Source organism: Yoonia sediminilitoris (genome assembly GCF_003058085.1).
Classification (GTDB): domain Bacteria; phylum Pseudomonadota; class Alphaproteobacteria; order Rhodobacterales; family Rhodobacteraceae; genus Yoonia; species Yoonia sediminilitoris.
Window position 1 is genome coordinate 107,051 of sequence record NZ_QBUD01000012.1, and the last position, 26,482, is coordinate 133,532.

Here is a 26,482-nt window from a genome sequence, read left to right on the forward strand (position 1 = left end):
ATGCTTGAAGGTATTCTAATCGGCCTGCAAACGGCCCTGTCTCTTCAAAACCTGTTATTGGTCGTTGGCGGTTGCTTGATCGGCACGTTCATCGGCATGTTGCCGGGCTTAGGGCCAATGTCGATTATCGCTATCATGATCCCGATTGCCGTTTCCATGGGCGATCCGTCGGCTGCATTGATCCTGCTTGCCGGTGTGTATTACGGGGCGATCTTTGGCGGCTCGACATCGTCGATCCTGCTGAACGCGCCTGGCGTGGCCGGTACGGTGGCGTCGTCCTTTGATGGCTATCCGATGTCGCAACAAGGCATGGCCGGCAAGGCGCTGACCATCGCGGCCATCGCCAGTTTCGCGGGCGGCACGATCGGGGCAATCTTGCTAATGATCTTCGCGCCGATGCTGTCATCGGTCGCTCTGTTGTTCCATTCGGCAGAATATTTCGCGCTGATGATCGTTGGCCTGTCCGCAATTGCCGCGTTCTCAGGACCGGGGCAAGTGACCAAGGCGCTTTTGATGACTGTCCTTGGCCTGATGATGGCGACAGTGGGCGAAGGAGCCCTTTTCAACTTGCCCCGCTTCACCATGGGCATCATGGATCTCCAGTCGGGCTTTGGGTTTATCACGCTGGCCATGGCGATGTTCGCGTTGCCAGAGGCGGTATTTCTTGTGCTTAAGCCCAAGAACCTTGGCGATGATGGCGGCGAGATTAAGGATCTGCGCATCAGCCGCGCCGAAGCCCGTGCCATCGCACCGGTGATCGGCCGACAATCCATACAAGGGTTCTTTATCGGCGTGTTGCCCGGCGCGGGAGCAACAATCGCATCCTTCCTTGGCTATGCCGTCGAACGCAACATCGCCCCGAAGCACGAACAAGCGGAATTTGGCAAAGGTTCGATCAAGGGCCTTGCCGCGCCCGAGACGGCCAACAACGCCGCCTGCACGGGGTCCTTTGTGCCGCTTCTGACCCTCGGAATTCCGGGATCGGGCACAACGGCCATTTTGCTTGGCGCGCTGATCGCGCTCAACGTCACGCCCGGGCCCCGCCTGATGATTGACGAACCACAGATTTTCTGGGCAGTCATCATGTCGATGTTTATCGGCAACCTTGTGCTGTTGATCCTGAACCTACCGTTGATCCCTTACATTGCCAAATTGCTTGCCATTCCGCGTAATTACCTGATCCCGTTCATTCTGTTCTTTACCTTGATGGGGGCCTACATCGGCCAGAACAACGCGACGGAACTGCTAATGTTGGTCGGCTTCGGCATCTGCGGCATTGCGTTGAAATTCGCCAACTATCCGCTGCCACCTCTTTTGATCGGGTTCATCTTGGGCGGTATGATGGAAGACAATTTCTCCCGCTCGATGCAGCTCTATGGTGGAATGTCGTTCATCTGGGAACGACCGATGACATTAGGCCTGTTGGTTTTGGCGCTGGTGCTGGTGCTGCTTCCGATCCTGCAATCCACTCGGGCGCACAGGAACGCTTAGGGCACCAGGACACAACGTCAGAATTGTTTGACCGTTCTTCGCCGGCGCAGTACCTGTCTCAATCGCCGCAACGATGGGAGCGCCTCAGGTGCTGCAAATCGAGGCGCCGAGCACGTAGATGCAGCTCAGGTTAGTTCGGTAGCGGTGCTATTTCTTGGTGCGATCCGGGCAATGTCGGCTTGACGGGTTTCCTTCTTCAGACGGACTTATCTAGGGAAATAAAGAAGTGAATAAGTAAACCAGTGTGCCTGTCGTTTTCCTCAAATCTCTTGAACGCGGAAAGAAGACTGAAAGCAGGTTATAGCTGTCGATTGCACCGTCCCTAATGACCGCTTCTATCTGAACTACATTTGAGCCCCGCACTTGCGACGAGAGTCGGGTTCCCGCTCTTGGATTCGTTGCTTCGTATTCAGACAATCGAAAGCGGTCATTGGCGCAGATGCAGCGAAGGGCGGGAAAGTCCCGCTTAGCAGAACTCTATGCAATCTGCAGCGAAGGTCTCCTATGAGCTCAATGTGTCAATGCTGCAAGCTGCCCCAATGAGTGCAACGGGTGGGCGCCGGAGATTCACTGCGCTCCAGCCGAACGTCCGTTGTGCGTAGCTGGCTTTCATCTTCTGGAACTGATGGATCGGCTGGTTACGGCCCATGGACCACCATCGAATTTAGCCTGGCGAAAGACCACAGGTGGCCCAACTCGACAGTCTTCGCATCCCATTCCTAAGCAACGGCACAGATGGAAACGCCTGTAAAACGGATAATTCGCGCTACCTGAGCGGCCAACGATTGAACCTGATCGTATCACTTAACATTTTTTCACATATCCGGTCGATATGAGATATCTGGTCCGCTGCGATGTCCTGCGCGCGGTGTCGGACAACAGGTAGCTGGGCCCCATCGCGCAGGCGCAGCATGACATCCACAACCTGGGGGGTTTTGATGGGCCTGCCGATCTCGCTGACCAGATAACACCGTGCTTCGACGACATCCGGGATCTCTTCCACAAGTGCGTGTGCGATCAGCCCAGCGACGAGATTGTAAAGCTTTCCCACATGGGTGATCGGGTTCTTGCCCGCGATCGACTCCATCGTCATTGGGCGGTAGGGGGTTATCAGTCCATTGGCCCTGTTTCCGCGCCCCGCCTCGCCGTCATCGCCCGATTCCGCAGACGTTCCCGTCACGGTAAGAAAGACGCTCCCAGTGGCCACGTCGTCAGCAGCATTGACGGTGACCACGATTTCTTTTTCGGTGAAGCGCTCACCGATTTCGCGGGCCATTTCGGCAACAGCCACCTTTGCCGCGCAATACGCTTGAAGGCCTGCGACAAACTTATCGACGAACGCACAACTGATCGTCAGGTGGATGATGTCAGCTTTTCGGACGCCCATAATCTTGATGTCCTCACCGATCTCCGGATGGGCCACTTTGACGGGCGTTGAGTTCAGGTACTGCTCAACGCGCAAGACGATCGTCTCCAACGTGCTCAGCGGCGCATAACCGACGCCCACCGACGTATCATTTGCCAACGCAACCCCCTTTGGACCCTGGCGCCGGAACAGATCGACCAAATCGGGCGAACCGGACCTGGTCAATGTATGGAAGACCGCATGTATGGTTGGGTCGAGGGCGTGCATGTGTGTTTTCAGCCAGGTCGTCGCAGCGTCATGGAACAGGTCCTTGACAGGCACCTTTACGCCCCTGAACGCGTCCGTCGCGCGTCCGGCGACAAAGAACTCGAACGGCTGTCTGACTACGCCGCCACCGTAGGCCGGCCGTGCACTGCCACCCCACAAAAGCGCCTTGTCCACGTTGTGGTGAAGCACGAGTCCGAACCGATCCATATAGAAACGGCAAAGCGAGAGGCTGAACTGTTCGGAAATGGCATCGCAAATGCTGTCCGGGTGCCCAAGTCCCTTGCGCTCGACGATTTCCACATCAAGTTTTTCCACATCTGGCGTTTGGAGCATGCTGATCGTCGGTTTCATGTCTGTCGTTCTTTCCGATGACCGATCTGGTCTTTTGCACAGAGGGGCGAGGCCTGCGTTTCCTGGGCTTCGATGGCGTTTCCATTTCGACAGCTGGCTGGCGGTCTTGCAGGACCGTGAGGCCTGAACGGGGGAGTGTTACACCATCAGCTTCGGGAGTGACGACCTTTCCATTATTTCAGTATATCCCGGGAACCAGCCGATAGCGAACGCGTTGCGCATAGTCCGGTGGTGTCAGACCGATTCGAACCAGCCTCAGAATGTGGCTAAATTCCGGAACCTATGTCGAACAAAGCTGGCGCCACTCGGCGAGGGCAGCGGCTCGGTTAGCCTTGAAATTGTCTCTGCTGTAGAGCGCACGCTCCCAGTTAAAATGGTTGCAGACGGAGGAGTGAATGGCGACGAATTTCTGTAAACATCGCATACTGCGGAACCGTTGCATGGCGCGTTCTCGTCGTCGGAATGGCAGGTGCGAGTTCTCGGCCCGATTGTTCAGCCAACGGCCCGTTTCCTGCATGTCGGCATTGCCGATATCTTTCATCGCAGCGCCATAAGATCGAAGCTTGTCTGTCACCAAGATATGAGGACGTCCGTGGCGCTTCATTGATTTTTTGAGGAATTTCAATGCTGCCTTGCGATCCCGTCGCTTTGTGACGAAGCTTTCCAGCACTTCGCCCTCGTGATCAACCGCGCGCCACATGTAGTGCCGCTCGCCGCCGATCTTTACAAAAACCTCGTCAAGATGCCATTGCCAGTTCGAGTACGACCGCATCTGCTGCACGCGTTTTCTGCGGATTTCAGCGGCGAACATCGGGCCAAATCTATTCCACCAGAAGCGGACAGTTTAGTGACTGATGTTGATCCCGCGCTCGTGTAGGAGGTCCTCGACATTGCGAAGCGAAAGTGGAAATCGCACGTACATCATGACCGCCAGGCGGATGATCTCGGGGCTGCTGTGAAAGTACTTGAAGGGGTCGCGTTTTGTCATGGACGGACGCTACGAAACCGTCCTGCCAGCCTCAACCCAATTTGTTCTGACAAGGCCGTGTGTTGCAGTTATGGTCGACAATATTGCTTCAAAATCGAGACAACACATGCAGGAAACAACTCCGACCTACCATGCGCAATGCTATTGCGGCGCGGTAAAATGCGAAGCCAAAGGTGAACCCTTACTTCAGGGGTACTGCCACTGCACAACCTGTCGGCGACGGTCAGCGGCTCCCATGATCGGTTACACGATTTGGCCTGAGACTGCTGTATCTTTTACCGAAGGCGAGGACCTTATCAATCGGTCTCCACAGCCTGATAAACCTGAGGCAAGCAAGTGGATGTCTTGCAAGGTGTGTGGGTGCGCGATCGGAACGCACCTAACAGAACGAGGCGCGATAGACATCTTGGTCGGTGCGTTCAGAGATTTCCCGTTTCAGCCAAATGCCCACATGAACTATGGCGAGGCGATCGTTCGGATCAATGATGGCCTACCTAAATACCGCGATATGCCCGGACGGGCGGGCGGCAGTGACGAACTGGTGGCGGAGTGACAAGCCGTGGACAGTGACAACGTAAAAATCGAAGTCATCACCGACTTGGCAGCGGCACCAGGTTGGATCGACATGAAGCGAGAGTATCTTAACTATGCTGTCGCGAAGCATAAGGAAGTAACCGGTCAGACGGTTGATGCGGAAGATCAACTTCGCCAGACCGTCGAGCATATCGATGAATTCTTAGGGCCGAAGGGTCGCTTTATAGTCGCCCGAACGGCTGAGAACGAGCTTCTGGGCATGGTTTTGCTGTTTCGGCTGGCCAACGGCAAAGGAGAGATAAAGAGGCTCTACGTCCACCCCAAGGCCCGCCGCAAAGGACTCGCGAAAAGGCTTATGGAGAAACTTGAGCTCGAGGCGAAGCAGATGGGTTGCTCAGCACTTTACCTAGACACAAGTGCCGGACTCAAAGAAGCCATAGCGTTTTATCGTTCCTTGGGGTTTGACGACGCACCATTCGACCCCACAAGCGTGCAAAGCCCTGAAATTGCGAAGTATTTGGTAATTATGGAAAAAGCTCTTTAGATGCAGAAAGCGAATTATGCCGACCAACTTCCTGGAGCTCGGCCCCAAAGCGGCACCTGCAACCATCCTGCTGGCGCATGGCGCGGGTGCTACGATGGACTCTGCTGGAATGACCACAATCGCGGGAGCAGTTGCAGAAAGGGGTCTCAGAATTGTTCGGTTTGAGTCCTCCTACATGGCAAACCTCCGAGCAGAAGACACCCGGAAACCGTGTGAGGTGGAACTGGTTCGCGCCCAATGCGAAAAAGTACCAGAAGAGAAAGCGCGGGTTCAGCAGAGACATCTAAGGAACACCGTCGGAGACTGTTTACGAAGCATTGCTGCCTTGCCAAACCGTAAGGAGTTTCTCCGGTGGTGTCAGACCAATTCGAACCAGTCTCAGTTTGCCCCAGAATGCATGAACTTATGCGGAACAAAGCTGACGCCACTCAGAGAGTGCGGCGGTTCGGTTGAGTTTGAAATTGTCGCGTGAGTAGAGGTGGCGTTCCTGGTTAAAATGATTGTGTACCGAAGAATGGACGGATGCGAATTTCTGCAGACATGGCATCTGCCTGAAACGGAGCATGGCCCGTTCTCGTCGTCGTAACGGCAGATGTGAATTCTCTGGCCGATTGTTGAGCCAGCGGCCTGTTTCCTGGCGACCGGCATTGCCAATGACGTTCATGGCGGCGCCATAGGACCTCAGCTTATCCGTTACGATGATTTCAGGTTGGCCGTAGCGCCTCATGGATTTCTTGAGGATTTCAACGCTGCTTTGCGATCCCGGCGCTTTGTGACATAGCTTTCCAGCACCTCTCCTTCGTGATCCACAGCACGCCACAGGTAGTGGGTGTCGCCGTTGATCTTCACGAAAACCTCATCCAGGTGCCATTGCCAGTTTGAATAGGATCGCATCTGGCTGATCCGGTGTCGCCTGATCTCAGACGCAAACAGTGGGCCAAATCGGTTCCACCAAAACCGCACTGTTTCATGGCTGATTTCGATCCCGCGTTCGTGAGGGAGGTCCTCCACGTTCCGCAGCGAAAGGGGGAATCGAACGTAGAGCATCACTGCCAGACGGATGATTTCAGGTGACGTTTTGAAGTAGCGAAAGGAAGAGCGTTTTGTCATCCAAAGAGGCTAGGGCGGTGTGCTGCCCGCCTCAAGCGGGTTTTGTCTGACAGTGCCCACCCTTGATATTGCGCGACTTAAAGTCGGACGTTGTATTTCCACTTGGATAGTCCACGTCCGGAACAGGAAGCCCAAGCCAATCACAAAGCGGTTCCCAGCCGTCGCCGAGCCGATGCACCAGCAATCGCTCGCGTGGGACAGTGGCGAGCACGTCTGAGACGTTTTCATTGTACAACGCGATGGCATAATCGCGATCTGCGAAGCGGCCACCAAACACATCACGGCCAACTGCATGCGCCAGGCTATTGGCGTCATCGTTGCTTTGCAGGTATTTTACGATCGTACCTTCAAAGCTCTTCCACCAGCTGTCCGCCGACCGCATCGTCAAAAGCACTTTGGCATCTGGGTAGACGTCGATCAGGGTGCGCCAATACTGTGCAGAGGGCCAATCGATACAAGCACCATACCCTTCAAAGAGCAAATCCCAGTCGGGTTCCGCCCCGTCTGCCAGATCTAGCCAGCGTTGACGCAGAGGCGCGCCCTCTCCCAGTTCCATCATATGGTGTGTCGGACCGACACCAAGAATGTCCAAGGCACGGCGCATGGATTCGGTGCCTGTACGGCCAAATCCAGTTCCGATGATTTTGAGTGTCAAATGACTGTCCTTTCAAACTTATTTGGAGTGCCCGTCGTGGTACTCAATACCAATTTGATATGCTGGAACCGTACTACTTGGCAAAGCAAACTGAGCTACCCCCCCCCCCCGAAATTCGGACACCGACGTAAGCTGCGATTTGTAATCTGCTGATCTTCAACACGAAGGAGATCGGACATGTCGAAACGGAAGCAACATCACCCATAGTTCAAGGCCAAGGTCGCGTTAGAGGCGCTGAAGGGCGAAGAGACGGTACCCAGTGTTGGGTCAGAAGGGCCGACGTGGCCGTTCATTGTGTATCGAGCGAATGACCGCTCGTGTTGTAAGCTGCGTTTGCCTGCAGTCGGCAGATTATTTGAAAAGCTTGTTTTCATTTGAGAGCCGTATTCCTGCAACTGGATAGCTACATTTATTGCTCGCCCACTTTTGCCAGCAACCAATCACAAAATGTAGAGACATTTGCTTTAAGCAGATGCTCTTGTGGGCAAACAAGCCAATATGCGAGGTCGCTTCGAACTGTCAGATTAAATGGCCTGACAAGGCGGCCAGCTTTCAAATCCTCGACGACTGCGGCATGACTGACCAATGCAACACCATCAGCATTTATCGCCGCTTCGATAGCCATGTTTTCGATTGTAAAACGCGGGCCTCTACTAAAAGAGACGTCTTCCAGACCCGCCGCAAGTGCCCACATCTGCCAATCAGGTGACTGGTTTGTTAACGAACCCCAATCAACATGTAGCAAACGATGTGATTTCAGATCTTCCAGCTTTACCAGAGGGATTGATCCCTCCAGCAGCTTTGGACTGCATACTGGGCTAACCTGCTCATCAAAGATCTTCCTCACATGATGACCGGGATAGTCACCCAATCCAAGACGTATACTGACGTCGATACCGTCACCGCCGAGCGCATCCGCGACAAGATCGCCGCCTCCAAAAAGAAGGGGCTGTGGATGGGGGGCATTCCCCCGCTGGGATATGATCCGCACCCGGACAAGACCCGACGCACTGGTCGTTAATCAAAGCGAAGCCAAAGTTGTTCAGCAAATCTTCCGTCTCTATGAGACACATCGCTGCCTGAACGCGGTGGTGCATGCCGCCGAGCAACAGGGGCTGCTCTCCAAACGCCACGCCTTTTCTTCAGGTCGGACGCAGGGCGGCAACCCGTTCAGTCGCGGACAGATTTATCACCTGCTGACGAACCCGGTGTATCTCGGTCTGATCCGCCACAAAGGCCAGACCTTCGCAGGTCAGCACATGGCGATTGTCGATCAAGATCTCTGGGACAGTGTGCAAGAGCATCTGAAGTCTGCCAGCGCCCGCCGCCGCGGCGCACCTGCGGGGCAGGGGGCAGGTGCAGAGGCGCCGCTCAAAGGGAAGGTGCGGGACGAGACCGGCGATATCCTGACACCCACGCACACGCTGCGGCGCGGGAAACGGCAGCGGTATTACGTCTCGAACAGATTGATCTCTGGCGGTGTGGACCCGACGGGCTGGCGGCTTCCGGCGCGCCCGTTCGAGGCCGCCGTCGTCAAAGCCATCGCTGACCATCTCAGTGCGCAAGCAAGACGCCACGCCATCTTGAACGACGGTGACATCACCAAATCTGAAGCCGCGACCAAAGCCGTTCTCAAGCTGGCGTCTGGATTGGAAACCGAAGGGTGCAAACAAGGGGCACCGCTAATCCGCGCGATTTCCATCAACAAGAACCAGCTCAATATCGCACTCGATCGCCAAGCTGTCGCAGGCGCAACAAATCTGCCGGCATTATCGCTGCATGAGTCGCTCTTTAAAATCTCGACATCCATCGCTTGCAAACGCCGTGGCGTAGAGATGCGCATTGTTGCCGGTGAGCGCCGCCCGGAACCAGACCAGACGCTGATCCGCGCGCTACGCAATGCCCATGATTGGGCAAACGCACTGAAAGCAGGAGAACCGCTCCGGCAACTCGCCCAGCGCGTCAGACACTCCGAGCGCTACATCCGACGTGTCATCTCTTTGATCTCTCTGTCACCGAGACTCCAAAGTGCGATTCTTGATGGCACCCAACCGACGGACCTGAACCTCGAGACCCTCGTGCGCGGCGCCATTCCTCTGGACTGGACCCATCAGGATCGCCTGTTCGGACTGGCTACCTGAGCTTCCCTGCTCAGCGCATTACCTTCCCTGATAGGTGGCTGAGAATTCCCTGTTCGCCAGAATAAATTCCCTGTTATCGCGCTTAGGGAATTGACCTCTAAACCAATGATATTGCTGGGGTAATCTGGCCTCGTTTTGCTCAAAAATCACGTATCTTGCGCAAATTCCCTGTTGATTGGCTGTTATCAGGGAAAAGCGGACCGGCGTATCCAGGCAACTGAGACGGTCGGGCCTTACGGCACAGGATCAGGCCGCGCGGTCCGTCTCAGTCGAGGACAGCACCTAGCAAGCCGCGGAAGACACGTGGGAAGTCAGGTCAAAACGGACATGGGAAAATGAGACTGGGGTTAGTGGCGGACTGGGGAGGATTCGAACCCCCGACCCCTTGATTCGTAGTCAAATAGTATTTTTCAGCATAGCTTGCCAGGCGATCAAATTTACCTATAAAAATAGCGAAGTTGTATAGTCTATATGAACATAGTTGCTCACTGAATACCCCACTTATGCACGTGATTTAAGAGACTAAAAAGAGACTAAAATGAAGTTGCGATTGACCGACTTGAGCATCCGCAAGCTTGGCAACCCGCAGGGCGGGCAGACCACCCACTGGGATGCAACCACCCCTGGATTCGGCATCCGGTGCTCCGCCAAGAGCAAGTCCTACGTGGTGATGTATGGTGCGAAGCGTCGTTTGAAAACGATTGGCCGGTATCCTGTGTTGTCGCTTTCTGATGCCCGTCGGCAGGCCAAGTTGTTCCTTGCCAGCCAAGCCACAGTACCAAACGATGCGATTGAACATGACTATCAGGATGTGTTGTCGGCCTATCTGACGGACTGCCATGGCCGTTTACGGCCCAGCACGCTTGAGGGGTATCTGCTCTATCTCAACGGCATCAAGCTTGATGGTCCAATATCTGAGATCTGCCAGCGCAGCGTTATGCAGGCCATCGAGCGCTTTACGACCAGTCCAACCAGCCGGAACTATGCATTCACCACGTTCAAGGTGTTCTTCAACTGGGCAGTGCGTAGGCAGTACGTCACCGTCAATCCTCTCTCGAACCTGAAGCGCCCCCACAAGACAACCTCGCGGGATCGGGTGCTTTCGGAGGATGAGATCAAGGTGCTGCTTTCTTACACTCTGGGCCAGATGGACCGCTACTGTGGCATTGTGAGCCTACTATTGTTGACCGGACAGCGGCGGGGCGAGGTCGCAGGATTGCGCTGGGACGAAATTTCAGATGGATGGCTACATTTTTCACCGGACCGGACCAAGAATGCCCGAGGTCATGCCGTTCCTTTGGGTACCCTTGGTTTGCAAATTCTTAATCGTGCCAAAACTCATGATGTGTTCGTTTTTGGTGATGCCGACTTTGATCAGCCATTTAGCGGCTGGTCGCGGGCACAGCGGCGTTTGCTGCGAGAAACTGGACTGCCCCACTTCACCTTGCACGACTTGCGGCGAACGTTTGCGACTGTCCATGCCAAACTGGGTACGCCTATCCATGTTACCGAGAGGCTGCTGAACCATGTTTCGGGCACAGTGAGCGGGGTAGCTGCGGTGTATAACCGGCACAGCTATGAGCAAGAGATGGTGCTGGCTCAGAGCACTTTGGATCGTTTCTTGTGTCGACTAATTGAAGAGCCTTAATCAATAGTTTGAAATGCGTCTCTCGGTTGATGTTTACGAAGACCTCGTCCTGGTGCCACTGCCAGTTCGAATAGGCACACATACGGCTGATCCGGTTTCTTCTGATTTCAGACGCAAACATTGGGCCAAAGCGGTTCCACCAGAACCGCACCGTTTCATGACTGACTTCGATACCACGCTCATGAAGAAGATCTTCGACATTCCGCAGCGAAAGCGGAAACCGGACGTGTAGCATCACGGCTAGGCGGATGATTTCAGGGCTGGTTTTCAAGTAGCAAAACGGAGAGCGTTCTGTCACCCAAAGAGGCTAGGTTGGTGTCCTGCCCGCCTCAAGGGGAATTTGTCTGACAGTGCCCCTTTGAATCAAGAAGAAAAAAGGCCCACCCTGGGGCCTCTTCTCGGGTTCGCGAATGGTTTGTGGCGGAGCGGACGGGATCGGAGTCGAACCTTCTCCTTCTGCCTGCCCCCTCTAAAAAAAGGCGGCGCCCCGGGAGGGAGGGCGCCACCAGTGCGGATCATTTCAGATCCGCGGGGAGGATGTCTTCGGGGATGTTCTGGAAGCATACGGGTTTGAGCCAGCGCCGGATCGAGAGTGTGCCCACAGAGGTTGCGCCGAAATTGGTTGAGGCAGGGTATGGCCCGCCATGGACCATTGCGTCGGCCACTTCGACCCCGGTGGGGAACCCGTTTGCGAGGATGCGCCCCGCTTTACGTTCTAGGATCGGCAGCAGCGCGCGGGCTGCGCCAGTATCGCCGGAGTCACCTTCGCAGAGATGCAACGTGCAGGTCAGCTGGCCTTTCAGGCTTTGAGCCACTGCCTGCATCTCGTCCGCATCCGTAACTTCCACGATCAGACCAAGCGGGCCGAACACCTCTTCGCCCAGGTCCGCGTCGGCCAGCCAGGTGGCCCCAGTCGTGCGGTAGAGATAGGGCTTCGCATTGCGCAGGTCACAGGTGCTGGTCAGCAGCCCCTGCACCCCGGTGCCAACCGCAATCCGGTCGCGCCCGTCGCGATAGGCCGCCGCGATCCCGTCGGTCAGCATCACCTGCGGGCCCACCGCCGAAAGCACCTTGGTCGCGGCCGCGGCAAAGGCCTCGGCCTCCGCGCCCGCGATCACCACGGCCACGCCGGGATTGGTGCAGAACTGCCCCGCCCCCATGCTCAGCGATCCGGCCCAGCCTGCCGCGATCTCGGCCCCCCGCGCCGCCAGCGCGCCGGGTAAAAGGAACATCGGGTTCACGCTGCCCAACTCGCCGAAGAACGGGATCGGCTCTGGCCGCGCGGCGCACAGGTCGAAAAGCGCACGCCCGCCGCCAAGCGAGCCGGTAAAGCCCACCGCCTTGATACGCGGGTCGTTCACCAACGCCTGGCCCACTGCGCGGTTGCCGCCCTGGATCTGGCTGAACACGCCCGGATGAAGCCCGAAGGCGACCCGCGCGGCATCCACAGCTTGAGCCACAAGGTCAGACACACCGGGATGGGCTGAATGGCCCTTGACCACCACAGGGCAGCCCGCCGCCAGCGCCGATGCTGTATCGCCGCCCGCCGTTGAGAAGGCCAGCGGGAAGTTCGACGCGCCAAAGACGGCCACGGGTCCGACCGGCCGCTGGATCATCCGCAGATCTGGACGCGGCAAGGGCTGACGATCGGGCAACGCCGCGTCGTGGCGTCGGTCGAGGTAGGCACCCCCTTCGATATGGTCGGCAAAAAGCCGGAGCTGCCCCGTGGTGCGCCCACGTTCCCCCTCCAAACGCGCCTCGGGCAGACCAGTTTCCTTGGCGCCCATCGCGGTGATCTCGGCGCCGCGCGCTTCGATCTCATCGGCGATGCTGCGTAAGAACGCAGCGCGGTCGGCCCGGCTGGTCGCAGCGTAGGCTGAGAATGCCGCCTCCGCTGCCAAGCAGGCCTGGTCCACCAGATCAATCGTACCAATCGCAAAGACATCCGGGTCGCCAGACACTGGCATGTTGCTGAACGTCGACGGCCCGCCAACCCAGGTGCCCGCAATGAGGTGTTCGCCTTTCAGCATTGTTATTTTCTCCTTAAATCAGGTTGCGGGAAGCGAGGTTGCGCATCAGCGCGCGTGGGCCAAATGTCCATTCCGGGCACTGCGTGGAAAGCGCCACCGTGTTACGAAGTTCCCCCAGATCCGGGTTTGAGATCGAAACCATGTCACCGATCTTGTGTGTAAACCCCTGGCCCGGCGCATCGCGGTCTTCGGTCGGCGCGAACAAAGTGCCTAGAAACAGCATCAGCCCATCGGGGTATTGGTGATGTCGCCCGATGGTTTGCGCTACCAGATCGGCAGGATCGCGGCTGATCTCAGCCATCGCCGAGCGTCCCTCCAGCACATATCCCTCGGGGCCTTCGACCCTCAGCCGCAGCTCGGCCCCGCGCACATCGTCGAGGCTGTACCCGTCGTCGAAGAGACGGATGAACGGCCCGATGGCACAAGACGCATTGTTGTCCTTTGCCTTTGACAGCAACAGCGCCGAGCGCCCCTCGACATCACGCAGATTGACGTCATTGCCAAGGCTGGCGCCGACGATTCGACCATCGGGTGAGACTACCAAAACAACTTCGGGCTCGGGGTTGTTCCACTTTGACACCGGGTGCAGCCCGATCTGCGCGCCTGATCCGACCGAAGACAGCACCTGGGCTTTGGAAAACACCTCCGCATCGGGACCGATGCCGACCTCCAGATATTGGCTCCAGAGCCCTTCGTCGATGAGCGCAGCCTTGACCTGCAAGGCCTGCGTCGAACCGGGCACCAGATCTCGTAGGCTATCGCCGATCGCCGCGCCAATGCGCCCCCGGATCGCCTCCGCCTTGGCCGGATCGCCCGCCGCGCGCTCCTCGATCACGCGCTCCACCATGGAGCCTGCGAAAGTCACGCCACAGGCTTTGATCGCTTGTAAATCGCACGGCGCCAGCAGATGTGGCTCGGAAATATCCCCCACCGGGGCCGCCAGAAGGTCATTCAGTGCGCCAACCGCCCGCCCCTCGGCCCCACGCACATAGCTCGCCGGATTATCCATCTCGCAGATGTCGGCAACCAATGGGGCCATCCGCGAGGTGATATCAAAAACAACCCCATCGCGCACAGTCACGACGCAATGCCCTTGCGCCGACGGGGACCACATACGGCCGAGGAGGAGAGCGGAAGTGGACATGTTTTTCCTTTCAATGATTGGCAAAGGCGAGCCGGAGTATCTCGCCTTCGGACATCTCGGAACGTGTCAGACTTCCGACCATCTCACCTTGCGAAAAAACCACGCACCGATCCGCAATGGCCAGAACTTCGGGTAATTCCGATGATGAGACGATGACTGACATGCCCTTGAGCGCCAATTCGTGGATAATCTCGTAAATCTCTGATTTTGCGCCGACATCGACGCCGTGGGTTGGCTCATCAAGCAGCAAGAGCCGCGGCTCCACCATGACGGCACGGGCAAAAACAGCCTTCTGTTGGTTGCCGCCCGACAGGCGCGTGATGACCTGTTTCGCGTTTTCCATCTTGATTCGGAGCGACGCTGCCAGGTCTGCCGCCGCGCCCTGTTCAGCCCCGGCGCGCATGAGGCCAAATCGCGAAAGACGGTCCAGATTGGAGGCGGATATGTTGCGCTCCACGCTGTGGCTGGGAAGGATGCCGCGCACCTTGCGGCCCTCGGGCACCATGGCGACGCCGTTGCGCACGGAGGTCGGGACATGTCCGAGGCGCAACGGCCGCCCGTGAATGAAGACCTCTCCACCTGCGGCCTTGCGGAACCCAAAAAGGGTTTCCATGAATTCAGTGCGGCCCGCGCCAACAAGACCAAAGAGCGCGACAACTTCGCCAGCCCCGACATCAAGACTGACGGGGCTCAGATGTGCATCGGCATCACACAGGCCGCGAATACTAATCTGCGCATCGCTTGCTTTCGCGGCGCTGCCTTTCCATTCAAAGACAGAACTTTTACCGACCATGTGGTGGATCAGGCGGGCCTTGTCGGTCTGGTCTGCGAGCTCATCACTTACTAATGCGCCGTCGCGTAAGACGACGATCCGGTCACAATTGTTCAGGGCTTCTTCAAGCTTGTGGGTGATGAAGATCACGGCCGCACCATCGGCGGCCAGTTTGCGCATGAGTTCAAAGAGTTTAGCGGCCTCTACGGAGGTGAGCGACGAAGTTGGTTCATCGAGGATCAGCAATCTCGGTTGCACCACCACGGCTTTGGCGATTTCGATCAGCTGCTGTTGGCCGGGCCTGAGTGTCTCGACGATGGTATTCGGGTCTATGCGGTCCAAACCGACCGAGGCCAGCGCCTCTTGGGAGCGAGCCGCCATATCGCGGCGCTTGATCACACCAGCGCGTCCAGCCAGATAATCACCGAGAAATATGTTCTCGGCCACGCTCAGGGAGCCGATTGTCGATAGTTCCTGATGCACGAAGCGAATGCCCAGATCGATCCCGTCACGCACAGATTGCAGCGCCAATTCCGTGCCATCGAGATGCAGATGGCCTGCATCCTGTCGCAGGCTTCCGCTAACGATGTTCATCAGGGTGCTTTTTCCGGCCCCGTTTTCACCCAGTAATCCGACGACCGATCCAGGGGCGATCTTGAGGTCAACGCCATGCAGGACCTTGACCGGGCCAAAGGACTTTGTAACCCCAGCGATGTTCAGGCGATGCGTTGTCATAGGATTTCCAAATTGACGGGGTAGGGCATCGGCACGATCACCGATGCCCCATTTCATTCGTTCAGTTCTGGATGCCGTCCGCTGTCAACAGATTGCCGTCAACAAAGAGGACATCTTCAGTCGGGGCTTCATCTGTCACAAGGAAATTGTGCATCGTCACGGTCGCATCAAACGCCTGCTGGAATGGTGCCTGATCGATCAGACCAGCCATCTCGCCGGAAGCGATATAGGCCGTGTTGTCTGGTGTATGATCAAAACCGACAACCCCAACCGTGCCTGTCAAATCGAGATCGCGCACCGCTCGAGCAGCCCCGAAAGGCCCTCCCGCGGTCACGTAGATCATTTCGATATCCGGATTGGCCGTCAACATATCCTGCACTTGTGAATAGGCCAGTTCGGCACGGTCCTGGTTCTCAAAGGGGCCGACGATTTCGATGTCTGGGAAGTTTTCGGCCAGGAAGTCGATGGCCCCGTTCATGCGCTGTGTGTGCTGGACGGCCCCGAAGTACCCGGTGATCACGCCCAGTTTGCCGTCGCCGCCCATTTCCTCGGCCATAAAGGCGCCAAGCTGTGCGCCTGCGGCCGTCGCGTTTTGACCAATGAACAGGATGCGGTCCGACGGCACGCTGCCTTCTGCGATGATGTTGATTGTTGGCACGCCCGCCTCAGCGGCCTCGTTGATCGCGCGCTCGGTGCCATCAAAGATAGGAACCGTGACGATGCCGTCATATCCTTGGGCAACGGCTGCTTCGATTCCGACAATCACGGCTTCGGGCGTCAGGTTGTCGCCAAGATCAATGTAATCGACAGTTGTGTTGAACTCCCCAAGGTACGCGGTCGCGGCCTCAGCACCTTCGATGACGGGCACCCAGAACGGGTTGTTCTGGAACGCCATGAATGCGATGCGCAACCGCTCGCCCTCGTTGGCCACGGCCTCGATCGAGCCGCCTTCGGGCAAGTGCTCGTCGGCCAATGCACCGCCGGCAACGGTTGCCATTGCGATTGCAATTGTTGATCCGAGAAGTTGGCGTCTAGTTGTAGTCCACATGGTTCTTTCCTCCTATGGGTTTAGATTGGTGGTGATGAATTCAGTCTTCGCGGCCGCGTTGGATACCGTCGATGCCGACAGCCAGAACGATGACCAGGCCTTTGGTGACCACTTGCCAATGCGAAGAAATCCCTAGCAAAACGAAGGCGTTACCCAAGAGCGCCATAAGCAGCGCCCCAAGAATTACGCCGGGGATCGAGCCACGCCCTCCCGAAAGCGCGGTGCCCCCAAGGATGACGGCAGCGATGACATCAAGCTCATAGCCGCGGCCGAGATCAGGGCTGGCAGAATTGAGGTTCCCCGCAAGGATCAGGCCGCCGAGACCGGCCAACAGCCCGCTGACCGCAAACACCAGAACACGCGTCCGATCCACATCAATCCCCGCCAGGCGCGCTGCTGTCGGGTTGTCTCCGGTGGCATAGATATTGCGCCCCGCCCTTGTGCGCGTTGCTAGAAAGAAGAACAAAACCGCCAACAGGAACATCATGACCAGCGATACCGGGACGTCCGCAATACGGCCCGCCCCAAACCAGGATGCCCAACCGTTGAAGCTGACGGGGATGCCGCCAGTCATCAGAAGGGCAAGGCCGCGCGCGATCGATAAGGTGCCAAGCGTCGCAATGAAGGGATTGATGTGAAACCGTGTGTAAAGCACGGCATTAAACAGACCGGCGGCCAAGCCCGCGCCAAGCGCGCCGCCAATACCAAGCACCTGACTGCCAGTGGTTTGCGCCACAATCGCGCCCGTCACCGCCGACAATCCGATCACCGATCCAACCGATAGGTCAATTCCGCGCGCAATAATGACAAGCGTTTGCCCAAGCGCGACGATGGCCACAACGGAGGCCTGCCGCCCAATATTGAGAAGATTGCGCTGCGTGAAAAAATATTCGCTCGCGAAAGACATGAGTATCACGACCAACAACAAGATGATCGCGACGGATGTCTCGCGGCGCGCGAGCAGCGTTTTCAAGAGTTTTTTTATGCTTTGTGCTTCAACGGTCATCGCTGCGGTCACTTCCTGTGTCATTTGCCCTGAAATTCGGGCGGGCGTTTTTCGGCGAAGGCGCGGCGCCCTTCGCGCGCGTCTTCGGTTGCCATACAAATTGTCTGCAGATCGCGCTCATAGGCGACAGCTTCGGACAGCGGCATCGACATGGCAGCGTGCATATTGGCTTTGGCCGTTTCAGCGGCGATCGGTGCGCGCGATGCGATGGTCGCGGCCAATTCCATAGCCCTAGCGCGCAGCGCGTCTGGACGCAGGATCTCGCTGATCAACCCCCAAGCAAGCGCTTGCTGTGCAGAAATCGGATCGCCTGTCATAACCATTTTTGCCGCATTTGATCGCCCGATGGCGCGGGCCAGATGCACGACCATGCCACCGCCACCGATCCAGCCTAGTTTGATCTCTGGGGCGGCCAGTTTGGCCGTTTCGGCGGCAATCAGGATGTCACAAGCCATGGCCATTTCCAGGCCACCTCCCAGAGCGTAGCCATTTATCGCGGCAATGGTCGGGACCCGCAGAGAACGCAGCATATCGCAATATTCCGGCCGATTGCGGAAATCCCAAGGTGTTTCGTAGCGGTCCAGTTCGGAGATATCCGATCCCGCGCAAAACGCCCGCTCACCGGCTCCGGTCAGCACAACTGCCCGGATTGCCCGGTCGGCGTTGCAAATCGTCACCGCCTCGACAAGCGCGGCCGCCATTTTCGGGGTCATCGCGTTCAGTTTCTGCGGGCGGTTGAACTCGATCAGGCCCACGGCACCCTCGATGGAAAACTGAAGATAGTCGGTCATGTCGCGGTCCTTTCCGGGTGCGGCAGGCTCTTTGTGAACATTTCAACCAAGTCCCGCGCGACACGCGATGTACTCTTGCGGCGCTCCAGCGCGTCGCGGACATATGCGGAAGCTTTGGCCTGAAACCCGATGTATCCATCATGGCGAGGCCGCAGGGTTGCAGTCTCCAGTGTCTCGGCGGTGGCACTGTAAAAATCTCTGACATCCGCATTGACGCCGCGGGCCGACCAGGCCGCCCGCGCGCTTGGTTGGCCGTCATGCGCGGGGATGAAGCTTGTCTGAACCGGCGGCGACATCAGCCACAAGAGATGCGCCGTCAGTTCCGGCGTGATCGTGCAGCCTGCCGAAATACCGATTCCTGTGCCGCCAAGGATCGAACCAGGGCGGCCGCCGACGCGCGCACGGGGCGCATTGCGGAAGGAAACGGCTTCATTCGCGGACCGGGCGGAATAATTCACATACCCGTAGATCAACGGGCACAACAGAATATGATCGCCGCGCGACATCTCTTCGAGGATCCCGATGGGGTTTTGATCGAAGGCCGCCCGATTTGCATGGGCGTGGACCGATTGCATGAGATCGAACGCGGCGCGGCATGTCTCATCGGGGATCCATCCGCCGTTGCCCAGATCGAGAGTTTCGTCAAGCGATGCCGCGATCGACATGAGGCTCAGGATCGCGTGAGGCCCGGCAAGCGACAGAGCGACCTGACCTGACAATCGCGCAAATTCAGCCACTTGCGACCAAGTCTCGACCTCTTGTTCGATATGTGCCGGTTGCCATGCCATGACTTGGCTGGCCGCGTCCAACGGCAGGGCCCAATGGCTGCCGTCCATCTCATAGCTGCGAAAACAAGACCCTATTGTCGCAGCGGCAATGGCGTCGAGGGCGTCTGCCGCAAACACCGTCTCCAGCCGGGTCAGACAGCCTTCGGCCACCGCTTCGCCTATATGCGGATGATCGAGTACGACCATATCATAGGCGGCACAAAGCTCGGCGATTGGCGCGCTCTCAAATCCTTCAAGCGGCTGCTTGTGCCATTGGATCTGTCCGGCTTCACGACCGGCCTTATCGAGGGCGTTGAAACCACGGGGATGATCCCATGTCAGGCCTTTGAAGGGCAGGTTCATCGGCTGCCGCCTCCGGAAATGGCGCCCTGCGCATGAAGGCGCGCTATGGCGTCGGGACTAAGGCCGGCTTCGCCCAGAATGTCGTCGGTATGCTCGCCGACCAGCGGCGCGCCGCGTCGGATGGCACTTGGGGTCTTGGAAAACCGGATCGGAAAGCCTGGTGTCTTGATCCGCCCTTCGGTGGGGTGGTCGTATTCCACGAATGTTCCGTTATGCGCGATCTGCGGGTCGGCTACCAAATCCGCGTACCCATAGACCGGTGCCGCCCAGATGCCGTTCTTCTCGAAAAGGTGCATCCATTCGGCGGTGCTGCGCGCGGGGAGCGCCTCGCGAACCAATTGGAACAATAGGTCCCGCTGATCCCAGCCCGCGGTTTCCGCGTCCAGTCCCGCAAGCCGCGGCTCTTCGATCACGCGTGCCAATATGTCGAGATCGGGCATCGCCAAAGCGACAAACCCGTCAGTCGTCGCGAAAGTACCGTAGGGGGACCGGATATAAACATGGGCGTGGGGTTCTGTCCCGCGTTTTTGCGGTTTACCTCCAATGGTATAGACGGACAATTCTTGCATCTGGATAGTCGTGATCGCATCTAGCATGTTGACCTCGACTTTTTGACCTTCGCCGGTGCGCTCGCGGTGCAAAAGGGCCGCCAGCGCGCCCTCGAATGCCGTATAGGCGGTCACGGCATCAACAAGGTATTGCCCGGCGGCCAAGGGCGCTTCGCCCTCGCGACCGGCCGACATCATGGCACCCGACATCGCTTGCAGCAACAAATCCTGCCCCGGCCGCATCGCGTGCGGGCCGTCTTCTCCATAGCCGGACATCGCCACGTAAATGAGCCGAGGGTTGATCGCGCTGAGGGTTTCGTAGTCGACACCAAGCCGGGCCGCGACGCCGGGGCGGTAATTCTGGATGAACACGTCCGCCTCGGCGGCAAGCCGATGTACAACGGCGCGGCCGTCGTCGGATTTCAGGTTGACCGCCAGCGAGCGTTTATTGCGGTTGAGCGACAGGAACGAGACGTTGATCTGATTGCCTGTTGCGCCCCCGGCAGCGACGTGGCGCTGCCATTCACCCGTAATGGGTTCGATCTTGACGACATCTGCGCCCATATCGCCAAGGCGCTGCGCGGCAAATGGCCCGGCCATGGCGATCGAACAATCGAGTACGCGGTATCCAGAAAGAATGCTCATTGGTCCTCAGTTCATGTTCCAGCCGCCATCGACGGCTATGTTTTGTCCGGTGATGAAGCTCGCTCCATCGGAGGCGAGAAACAGGATGCTTGCAGCAATATCATCGGGCGTCCCGCGGCGCTTTACAGATTGATGATCGAGCACGAATTGCCGATATCTCTCAGGCTCGGGATGAATTCTTTCGGCATCGGTCGGAAAGGCGCCGGGAGCGATGGCGTTGACAGTGATCCCATATTTGCCAAATTCCCGCGCCCAGGCCCGTGTCAGGCCTAACAAGGCCCCTTTGGATTGGATATAGGGCGACAGGTTTTCCCAACCGCCGGTCAAGGTGATGGAGGTAATATTGAGGATGCGGCCCCAGGATTGCGCGCGCATACCCGGCAGCACCTCGGCGGTGCAGATCAACGCGGCATCGACATTGACGGCCTGAACCTGCCGCTGTTCTTCGAGCGAATAGTCTTCAAATGGTTTCGACGGATAGACCGCAGCATTGTTGATCAAGATATCGATGGGCGCCTCGGCAACAATTTGCCGCAACGTCCCACGCAGGGCGTCGGTATCGGCCAGATCCTGTTCGATCAGATGGAGACGTACGCCCAGGAAATCGGACGTCTCCGCCCGCAATTCCGCATTCTTGCCGTGGTCGCGATCAATCGAGAAAACCTCGGCCCCGGCCCTCAGGAGTGCCAGCGTGGTGCCGCGCCCCAATCCGCCAGCGGCGCCGGTATACAACACACGGCGTCCGGTCATGTCGCCAAACATCGTCATGGGCGCGTTCCCAACGGTACGAAATTGCCTGAAAGTCCGGGATACGCCTCCGTAGGTTGCACCGCGATTGCACCGATACGCGCTTCTTCCCGTGCAATGGCCGCCGCATCCGGGAGCACGGAAAACACCGTGTCGTATTCGCGCGCATCGCCGTGCTCCAGCCAGATCAACTCGTCGCGTTCGCGCGCCGCTTCCTGACCGAGAACATGATTGGTGGATGGCTCGATCCCCACGGCATATTGCCCGGCCTGAAGGTTCTGCCACTCGTATTGACATGGGAACTGATCCTTGCGGGTCGTGACCATAAACCCAAGCCCAAGCCGGTCATTGACCAGCGCAACCGGCACCTCGCCGGACGGTTCGGCGGCAAGTTCGTGCTGCCAGACCTGTTCGTGAAAGCCAAACTGCGGTTTGGGCATCGTTTGATAGCCCACATTCTGCGCATGATAGCTGTCGGCATGCGCGGCCCAGACCACGTCTGAAATCGGGGCCAGATAACGCGCGCCTTCTTCCAGAACCGGATGCCCGACATTGACGTGATAGCAAAACATATGTGGCGTCCGGTAGAATCCGCGATTAACCACACGATCGTGCAAGCGGATATCGTTGCTACCGACGTCGATCTCGATTCGACGATGCAGTTTCAGATGTTCCCCGAAAACAGTGCCTTGCGTGACCACTCCTTCGGCCCAGAGCACACAGCGGTCACCGTCCCAACGCTCGCCATAACCGGTCAGTTCTGCCGGGATCGTGCCAACGCGACCGTGGATCGACTGGCGGACCGTTTCGCGCGGTCCGTAGACATAATTCTCCGCGGCGGCGTCGTACATGAACAAGATGTGGTCGAGCCCACACGTCACCATGAGGCCTGAAAAAGACCGCAACCAGCCCAGTCCGCCTTCGCCTTCGTACTCGTGCAAACCAGGATGCCGAAACCCGGCGGGCGAATGCCAGCCGATCCCAAATCCGCGATACTCGCAATCCGCGATGTCCATGGCCCGATCGATCAGCACGGTGAAACGCAGCCCGGTTCCGGAGCGGAATTCCAGCAATCGAATGCCGCGCTCGAGACCGTCCGACAAGCTCATCAAACGAACGCCGGCCGCGTGCCCGAGTGACCCGCTTGCTGTCTCGATCTCATGCCGGGACATGTTGCGACCGTACAGATTTGGCATTTTCAACACCTCCTTAAATCTATCAGGCGACTGAACCAAATGACGACCGGGGAATTTTCTCAGGCGCGGAGCCGCAGGGCCACAAAGCGCCGTCAAGACCTGAGAGATGGTGCCTCAGGAGGTGTTCCCCGATCGGCCGCTTTGTCGTCCGTGCGCCCAATGACCAGACACTAGCTCGACTTCACTCACAGAATATATCGCCATTAATCATCAAAACACATCAATTTCTCTCATTTTGGTGCTATCTCGGGTAAATGCTTGCCGATAAGGGCCCTTTTCACATATTTTGAGAGGCAATGATGTGTACCAATTACGAAAGGGGCGGGTGAATGAAAGCCACATTTGCGTCAATCGCCAGTAAGGCCAATGAGTCCATCGCCACGGTCGATCGCGTCTTGAACGACCGGCCCGGCGTCAAGGATCGAACGCGCACCATCGTCCTTCAGGTGGCGGAAAAGCTGGGGTATTTCGGACCGCAGTCCGACGGAGAAGCGCCAACGCGGATGGATTTCATAATTCCGGCCGGGGGCAACAGCTTCGTGTCGCTCCTGCGAACCCACCTGATCGAGGAACTGGACGCCGTCAAATCCGTTGAGGGGCGTGTGCATTTGGTCGATGGCTTTGATGAGGATGCGCTCGCCTCCAAACTTCTTGGGCTCAAGGGGCAGACGGATGCGATTGGGCTCATCGCGATCGACCACCCAAACGTGTCGGATGCGATTCAACAACTCGCCGATGGTGGCATCAAGATTGCAACCATGGTCTCAGACATTCCAAGGGCCCGTACGGTCGGTTATGTAGGCATCGACAATAGGGCAGCGGGGCGGCTGGCTGGCTATCTGATGGGGCGGTTTCTGCCCGCGAAGGAAGCGGCGAAAGTGGCCGTGTTGATCGGCTCAAATTCCTATCGCGGACACGAAGAACGTGAGATGGGCGTGCGATCCATTTTGTCTCGCGAGTATTCTCATCTTACGGTGTCATCACTGCATGAAATCAATGATGATCGCCATCATGCCTATGAAGCCGTGCGTCAGCTGTTGTTGGCCGACCGGCCCGCTGCGATCTACAATACCGGCTCCGGCAATCAAGGGGTGGCCCGTGCCCTCAAAGAGATGAATGTCGAAAACGATGTGGTGTTTGTCGGCCATGACCTCACCAGCGCGACCCGCACGATGCTGCTGGATGGCACGATGGACGCCGCGATTGATCAAAATCCCCGCGTTGAAGCCCGCGAAGTCGTCAAACTTCTCCAATCTGCTGTTCGTGGGACACGCGAGGCCGAGTATCCGCCGCGGCTACAGGTTATTTTCAAAGAAAACCTGCCGTGACCATGGCTTGAAAGGATCGCTGGATCGGCCTGCCCGTCGTCAGGGTTTTGGGAGCCAAGAGCTGCTAAAACAGTGAGAGCGTTTGGCTCTTCTGGTTGGTCTAATTATGCGGCGCGTTGTCTGTGATGCAAGCGTGGCGCTTCGATCCATGTGACTGAGAGGTTGCTGAACCACGTGTCAGGCACAGTGAGCGGTGTCGCTGCAGTTTATAATCGGCACAACTACGAGACGGAAATGGTGGCGGCACAGCGGACACTTGGTTTTTCTTGGACAAGCTGATTATTGATAATGTTTTGGCCTGAATGCGCGTATCTTCAGGTCCTGTAGATCATATTCAAAGCAATGCAGATTGTGTATTTGGACATTAGCCTTGTCCCAATATTCTCAAGCGATCGCGGTAACGAGGAGCGCTATTTGTCTTCTGGGAACACTCAGTGCTTAGCTGATCTGAAAGGAAAGCCTGATGGGACGATAAAGCGGCAATGACCACAGCCATCATGAGAATGATGACGGTTCACACCATATGAATCCAAATAGAGACACCTATTTGTCGGATCTTGGCTGCAATGATAGGCCAGACAATTGGGAAAACCGCTCCGACGACGAGTGAAGTCAGCTAAGAACCACACCCATTTGACGGAGGATGTCCGCAATCGGTTTGGTGCTGGGGTCGGCCATCAGAGTATCGCTATACCTGCGCTCAGTCCAATTTCGACGGGCCACTTCAATGGTGGAGGATCACTTGAAAACCTCGCGCTCAGGGAGCCCTTCGCCAATTCTACGCAGGAGTGGTGAGAAGAGGCCGTTCTCGCACACCACAGGATGCAACGCGCACAGGGCAAGATGATGGAAAGTTTCGAAGATCTGCACAAGGCCTTCCACATGAGTCTTATTTCGAATGCGCAATCGCCTATCCCGTTGCGGTTCTGTTCGCATCTCTATGACCTCAACCTCCGCTACAGATACTTGGCCGGGGACGATATGTCCTACCAGAAGCGTGATGCAGCCAAGGAACACGCCGATATCCTCACCGCCATCATTGCGCATGATGGCGACATCGCAAGCTGGGCCGCTACACGACGACCGGTGTGTCCTGCCAACTTATCGGCAGACGACTCTTTGACCCGAGGCTCAGGCGGGGACAAGCGTTAGATCGAATTCCACCCTGAGGTAGGCATCCGGCACATTGCCAGACAGCGCAAAGCCGGATTCTGGGAAAGTGCCGGCTGGTTTATCCTCGTAGCGCATGACCAGATCCTCGCGGACCCCAAAGACCGTATCTTCATCCAGATAGGGATCGTCCTCGGCGAAGACTTCGGTCACAAGGGGACGGAACCCTTCAGCTTCAGCAATGAAGTGCAGGTGAGACGGCCGCCACGGATGACGCCCACAGGCCCGCAGGATATCACCGACCGGACCGTCTGCCGGAACAGTGTATTCAATGGGCTTGACGGTCGTGAAGGCATATCGCCCGTCTTCACCTACGGTTTGCAGACCGTGGAATGAATAGGTGTCCTGGTCGGGGTCCTGGCTGGAGTACATCCCGTTGGGCGCGGTCTGCCAGATATCAAGTGTCGCCCCGGGGATCGGGTTGCCGTCCGGGTCTTTCACGACCCCTTCGACCAGTAGCACGGTTTCGGTATAATCGCGCCGCATGTCGCCACCAACGGCCAGCGGTGGGGAACCAGTGATGTGAAACGGTCCCAGAACCGAAGAGGACGTCCCCTCGGGACGATTGTTCAGCATGTCGACCAAAGAAGACAGGCCAAGAACATCGGATAGTAGCACGAATTCATGGCGCTCCTCATCCGAGATTTCACCAGCACGTTCGAGGAATTGGATGCCGATATTCCATTCCTCGTGCGTTAGGTTCACCTCCCGCGCGAATGCGTGCAGGTGACGGACCATACTGCTCATGACTTCGCGCAGGCGCGGATCTGTGTCCTCACTCAGATAGCCCATGAAGACTTCGGTGATATTGTCCTTGTTAACGTTGCGCATGAGGATCTCCTTTGATTGTCATTGGTGGTGCGAAGCGACAGAAGCCTTGCCGTTCAGGTCACGAAGGCCAACCCTGCAAGGCAGAGGTTGACGCTGGTTGGCGCGCGTCGAAAATGGGTTACCTCAATCTTCACTGCGCGGCTGCATTTAAGCAATGGCGGCCTCATCAACGATTGGGCTGGCACAAATGCCGATGTCTTCGATCTCGACCTCCACCACTTCGCCAGGCATTAGCCAGCGAGGCTTCGGCTTTTTGGCATGGCCGA

General features: G+C 57.4%; 23 protein-coding genes and 3 pseudogenes. 9 read left to right on the forward strand and 17 right to left on the reverse strand.

Annotated elements, in window-relative coordinates:
- Positions 1 to 1,491 (forward strand): tripartite tricarboxylate transporter permease, encoded by a 1,491-nt coding sequence (locus C8N45_RS18055; protein WP_108387655.1) that lies wholly within the window; start codon positions 1 to 3, stop codon positions 1,489 to 1,491.
- Positions 1,492 to 2,257: 766 nt separating this feature from the next.
- Here the strand turns inward: C8N45_RS18055 and C8N45_RS18060 are convergent.
- Positions 2,258 to 3,475, reverse strand: coding sequence for a methionine adenosyltransferase (locus C8N45_RS18060; protein ID WP_108387656.1), 1,218 nt, complete (start codon positions 3,473 to 3,475; stop codon positions 2,258 to 2,260).
- Positions 3,476 to 3,755: 280 nt separating this feature from the next.
- Positions 3,756 to 4,463, reverse strand: a pseudogene (locus C8N45_RS18065) (IS6 family transposase).
- Positions 4,464 to 4,569: 106 nt separating this feature from the next.
- Between C8N45_RS18065 and C8N45_RS23760 the strand changes: the two are divergent.
- Genes C8N45_RS23760 through C8N45_RS24045 form a run of 3 tightly spaced genes read left to right on the forward strand, consistent with a single transcriptional unit; the run spans position 4,570 to position 6,013 of the window.
- Positions 4,570 to 5,016, forward strand: coding sequence for a GFA family protein (locus C8N45_RS23760; RefSeq protein ID WP_258793323.1), 447 nt, complete (start codon positions 4,570 to 4,572; stop codon positions 5,014 to 5,016).
- A 6-nt stretch (positions 5,017 to 5,022) separates the two neighbouring features.
- Entirely contained in the window at positions 5,023 to 5,541 is a 519-nt protein-coding gene (locus tag C8N45_RS18075) for a GNAT family N-acetyltransferase (protein WP_108387658.1), read from the forward strand.
- Between the two features lie 16 nt (positions 5,542 to 5,557).
- A complete protein-coding gene (locus C8N45_RS24045; RefSeq protein ID WP_309499168.1) occupies positions 5,558 to 6,013 on the forward strand; it encodes an alpha/beta family hydrolase in 456 nt (151 codons plus the stop codon).
- Here the strand turns inward: C8N45_RS24045 and C8N45_RS18085 are convergent.
- The 3 genes and pseudogenes from C8N45_RS18085 to C8N45_RS18095 all read right to left on the reverse strand — a co-directional run bounded on the left by C8N45_RS18085 (position 5,945) and on the right by C8N45_RS18095 (position 8,177).
- A pseudogene (locus tag C8N45_RS18085) lies at positions 5,945 to 6,651 on the reverse strand (IS6 family transposase). The gene C8N45_RS24045 and the pseudogene C8N45_RS18085 sit on opposite strands and share 69 nt — an antisense overlap.
- Before the next feature lie 31 nt (positions 6,652 to 6,682).
- A complete protein-coding gene (locus C8N45_RS18090) occupies positions 6,683 to 7,306 on the reverse strand; it encodes a sulfotransferase family protein (protein ID WP_108387659.1) in 624 nt (207 codons plus the stop codon).
- A 409-nt stretch (positions 7,307 to 7,715) separates the two neighbouring features.
- On the reverse strand, positions 7,716 to 8,177 hold the full coding sequence (locus tag C8N45_RS18095; RefSeq protein ID WP_245882740.1) for a LysR substrate-binding domain-containing protein: 462 nt from the start codon (positions 8,175 to 8,177) through the stop codon (positions 7,716 to 7,718).
- Between C8N45_RS18095 and C8N45_RS23765 the strand changes: the two genes are divergently transcribed.
- From C8N45_RS23765 to C8N45_RS18110, 3 genes are all read left to right on the forward strand, one after another.
- Positions 8,154 to 8,327: a hypothetical protein gene (locus C8N45_RS23765; RefSeq protein WP_245882742.1), complete on the forward strand. Its 174-nt coding sequence runs from the start codon at positions 8,154 to 8,156 to the stop codon at positions 8,325 to 8,327. The two genes, C8N45_RS18095 and C8N45_RS23765, sit on opposite strands and share 24 nt — an antisense overlap.
- Positions 8,287 to 9,447 carry a recombinase family protein gene (locus C8N45_RS18100; RefSeq protein ID WP_108387660.1) on the forward strand — a complete coding sequence of 387 codons (1,161 nt, stop codon included), beginning with the start codon at positions 8,287 to 8,289 and terminating at the stop codon, positions 9,445 to 9,447. Before C8N45_RS23765 ends, C8N45_RS18100 begins: the two co-directional genes overlap by 41 nt.
- Positions 9,448 to 9,985: 538 nt before the next feature.
- Complete coding sequence (locus C8N45_RS18110) at positions 9,986 to 11,095, forward strand: tyrosine-type recombinase/integrase (RefSeq protein WP_108387661.1); 1,110 nt, start codon at positions 9,986 to 9,988, stop codon at positions 11,093 to 11,095.
- A 10-nt stretch (positions 11,096 to 11,105) separates the two neighbouring features.
- Here the strand turns inward: C8N45_RS18110 and C8N45_RS23770 are convergent.
- The 11 genes and pseudogenes from C8N45_RS23770 to C8N45_RS18165 all read right to left on the reverse strand — a co-directional run.
- Positions 11,106 to 11,393: pseudogene (locus tag C8N45_RS23770) on the reverse strand (transposase family protein); the annotation flags it as partial.
- Between the two features lie 217 nt (positions 11,394 to 11,610).
- Entirely contained in the window at positions 11,611 to 13,125 is a 1,515-nt protein-coding gene (locus tag C8N45_RS18120; RefSeq protein WP_108387662.1) for an aldehyde dehydrogenase (NADP(+)), read from the reverse strand.
- A 13-nt stretch (positions 13,126 to 13,138) separates the two neighbouring features.
- On the reverse strand, positions 13,139 to 14,269 hold the full coding sequence (locus tag C8N45_RS18125) for a fumarylacetoacetate hydrolase family protein (RefSeq protein WP_108387663.1): 1,131 nt from the start codon (positions 14,267 to 14,269) through the stop codon (positions 13,139 to 13,141).
- A 10-nt stretch (positions 14,270 to 14,279) separates the two neighbouring features.
- Positions 14,280 to 15,776, reverse strand: a complete 1,497-nt coding sequence (locus C8N45_RS18130; RefSeq protein WP_108387684.1) for a sugar ABC transporter ATP-binding protein — start codon at positions 15,774 to 15,776, stop codon at positions 14,280 to 14,282.
- A 61-nt stretch (positions 15,777 to 15,837) separates the two neighbouring features.
- Positions 15,838 to 16,824: a sugar ABC transporter substrate-binding protein gene (locus tag C8N45_RS18135; protein WP_108387664.1), complete on the reverse strand. Its 987-nt coding sequence runs from the start codon at positions 16,822 to 16,824 to the stop codon at positions 15,838 to 15,840.
- Between the two features lie 40 nt (positions 16,825 to 16,864).
- Entirely contained in the window at positions 16,865 to 17,830 is a 966-nt protein-coding gene (locus C8N45_RS18140) for an ABC transporter permease (RefSeq protein WP_108387685.1), read from the reverse strand.
- Positions 17,831 to 17,850: 20 nt separating this feature from the next.
- On the reverse strand, positions 17,851 to 18,621 hold the full coding sequence (locus C8N45_RS18145) for an enoyl-CoA hydratase/isomerase family protein (RefSeq protein WP_108387665.1): 771 nt from the start codon (positions 18,619 to 18,621) through the stop codon (positions 17,851 to 17,853).
- Positions 18,618 to 19,751 (reverse strand): extracellular solute-binding protein, encoded by a 1,134-nt coding sequence (locus C8N45_RS18150; protein ID WP_108387666.1) that lies wholly within the window; start codon positions 19,749 to 19,751, stop codon positions 18,618 to 18,620. The genes C8N45_RS18145 and C8N45_RS18150 overlap by 4 nt, the downstream gene beginning before the upstream one ends.
- Positions 19,748 to 20,944, reverse strand: coding sequence for a CaiB/BaiF CoA transferase family protein (locus C8N45_RS18155; RefSeq protein WP_108387667.1), 1,197 nt, complete (start codon positions 20,942 to 20,944; stop codon positions 19,748 to 19,750). The genes C8N45_RS18150 and C8N45_RS18155 overlap by 4 nt, the downstream gene beginning before the upstream one ends.
- Positions 20,945 to 20,950: 6 nt before the next feature.
- On the reverse strand, positions 20,951 to 21,706 hold the full coding sequence (locus C8N45_RS18160) for an SDR family NAD(P)-dependent oxidoreductase (protein WP_245882735.1): 756 nt from the start codon (positions 21,704 to 21,706) through the stop codon (positions 20,951 to 20,953).
- Between the two features lie 2 nt (positions 21,707 to 21,708).
- Entirely contained in the window at positions 21,709 to 22,887 is a 1,179-nt protein-coding gene (locus C8N45_RS18165) for an aldose 1-epimerase family protein (RefSeq protein ID WP_108387669.1), read from the reverse strand.
- Positions 22,888 to 23,216: 329 nt separating this feature from the next.
- Here C8N45_RS18165 and C8N45_RS18170 point away from each other — a divergent pair, with 329 nt between their 5' ends.
- Positions 23,217 to 24,215, forward strand: a complete 999-nt coding sequence (locus C8N45_RS18170; protein WP_108387670.1) for a LacI family DNA-binding transcriptional regulator — start codon at positions 23,217 to 23,219, stop codon at positions 24,213 to 24,215.
- Between the two features lie 846 nt (positions 24,216 to 25,061).
- Positions 25,062 to 25,367 carry an FCD domain-containing protein gene (locus C8N45_RS24155; protein ID WP_168769518.1) on the forward strand — a complete coding sequence of 102 codons (306 nt, stop codon included), beginning with the start codon at positions 25,062 to 25,064 and terminating at the stop codon, positions 25,365 to 25,367.
- On the opposite strand, the gene C8N45_RS18185 is transcribed toward C8N45_RS24155, so the two are convergent.
- Positions 25,347 to 26,216 (reverse strand): dioxygenase family protein, encoded by an 870-nt coding sequence (locus C8N45_RS18185; protein WP_108387672.1) that lies wholly within the window; start codon positions 26,214 to 26,216, stop codon positions 25,347 to 25,349. The genes C8N45_RS24155 and C8N45_RS18185 overlap by 21 nt on opposite strands.
- Between the last annotated feature and the right edge of the window lie 266 nt (positions 26,217 to 26,482).

What these genes read in the sequence shown, in the direction of transcription:
- C8N45_RS18150 (WP_108387666.1), bottom strand. Translation starts at nt 19,751, where the DNA reads ATGAACCTGCCCTTCAAAGGCCTGACATGGGATCATCCCCGTGGTTTC.
- C8N45_RS18110 (WP_108387661.1), top strand. Translation starts at nt 9,986, where the DNA reads ATGAAGTTGCGATTGACCGACTTGAGCATCCGCAAGCTTGGCAACCCG.
- C8N45_RS18130 (WP_108387684.1), bottom strand. Translation starts at nt 15,776, where the DNA reads ATGACAACGCATCGCCTGAACATCGCTGGGGTTACAAAGTCCTTTGGC.
- C8N45_RS24155 (WP_168769518.1), top strand. Translation starts at nt 25,062, where the DNA reads ATGGAAAGTTTCGAAGATCTGCACAAGGCCTTCCACATGAGTCTTATT.
- C8N45_RS18060 (WP_108387656.1), bottom strand. Translation starts at nt 3,475, where the DNA reads ATGAAACCGACGATCAGCATGCTCCAAACGCCAGATGTGGAAAAACTT.
- C8N45_RS18120 (WP_108387662.1), bottom strand. Translation starts at nt 13,125, where the DNA reads ATGCTGAAAGGCGAACACCTCATTGCGGGCACCTGGGTTGGCGGGCCG.
- C8N45_RS18135 (WP_108387664.1), bottom strand. Translation starts at nt 16,824, where the DNA reads ATGTGGACTACAACTAGACGCCAACTTCTCGGATCAACAATTGCAATC.
- C8N45_RS18140 (WP_108387685.1), bottom strand. Translation starts at nt 17,830, where the DNA reads ATGACCGTTGAAGCACAAAGCATAAAAAAACTCTTGAAAACGCTGCTC.
- C8N45_RS18155 (WP_108387667.1), bottom strand. Translation starts at nt 20,944, where the DNA reads ATGAGCATTCTTTCTGGATACCGCGTACTCGATTGTTCGATCGCCATG.
- C8N45_RS23765 (WP_245882742.1), top strand. Translation starts at nt 8,154, where the DNA reads ATGATGACCGGGATAGTCACCCAATCCAAGACGTATACTGACGTCGAT.
- C8N45_RS18125 (WP_108387663.1), bottom strand. Translation starts at nt 14,269, where the DNA reads ATGTCCACTTCCGCTCTCCTCCTCGGCCGTATGTGGTCCCCGTCGGCG.
- C8N45_RS18170 (WP_108387670.1), top strand. Translation starts at nt 23,217, where the DNA reads ATGAAAGCCACATTTGCGTCAATCGCCAGTAAGGCCAATGAGTCCATC.
- C8N45_RS24045 (WP_309499168.1), top strand. Translation starts at nt 5,558, where the DNA reads ATGCCGACCAACTTCCTGGAGCTCGGCCCCAAAGCGGCACCTGCAACC.
- C8N45_RS18165 (WP_108387669.1), bottom strand. Translation starts at nt 22,887, where the DNA reads ATGCCAAATCTGTACGGTCGCAACATGTCCCGGCATGAGATCGAGACA.
- C8N45_RS18100 (WP_108387660.1), top strand. Translation starts at nt 8,287, where the DNA reads ATGATCCGCACCCGGACAAGACCCGACGCACTGGTCGTTAATCAAAGC.
- C8N45_RS18185 (WP_108387672.1), bottom strand. Translation starts at nt 26,216, where the DNA reads ATGCGCAACGTTAACAAGGACAATATCACCGAAGTCTTCATGGGCTAT.
- C8N45_RS23760 (WP_258793323.1), top strand. Translation starts at nt 4,570, where the DNA reads ATGCAGGAAACAACTCCGACCTACCATGCGCAATGCTATTGCGGCGCG.
- C8N45_RS18145 (WP_108387665.1), bottom strand. Translation starts at nt 18,621, where the DNA reads ATGACCGACTATCTTCAGTTTTCCATCGAGGGTGCCGTGGGCCTGATC.
- C8N45_RS18055 (WP_108387655.1), top strand. Translation starts at nt 1, where the DNA reads ATGCTTGAAGGTATTCTAATCGGCCTGCAAACGGCCCTGTCTCTTCAA.
- C8N45_RS18160 (WP_245882735.1), bottom strand. Translation starts at nt 21,706, where the DNA reads ATGTTTGGCGACATGACCGGACGCCGTGTGTTGTATACCGGCGCCGCT.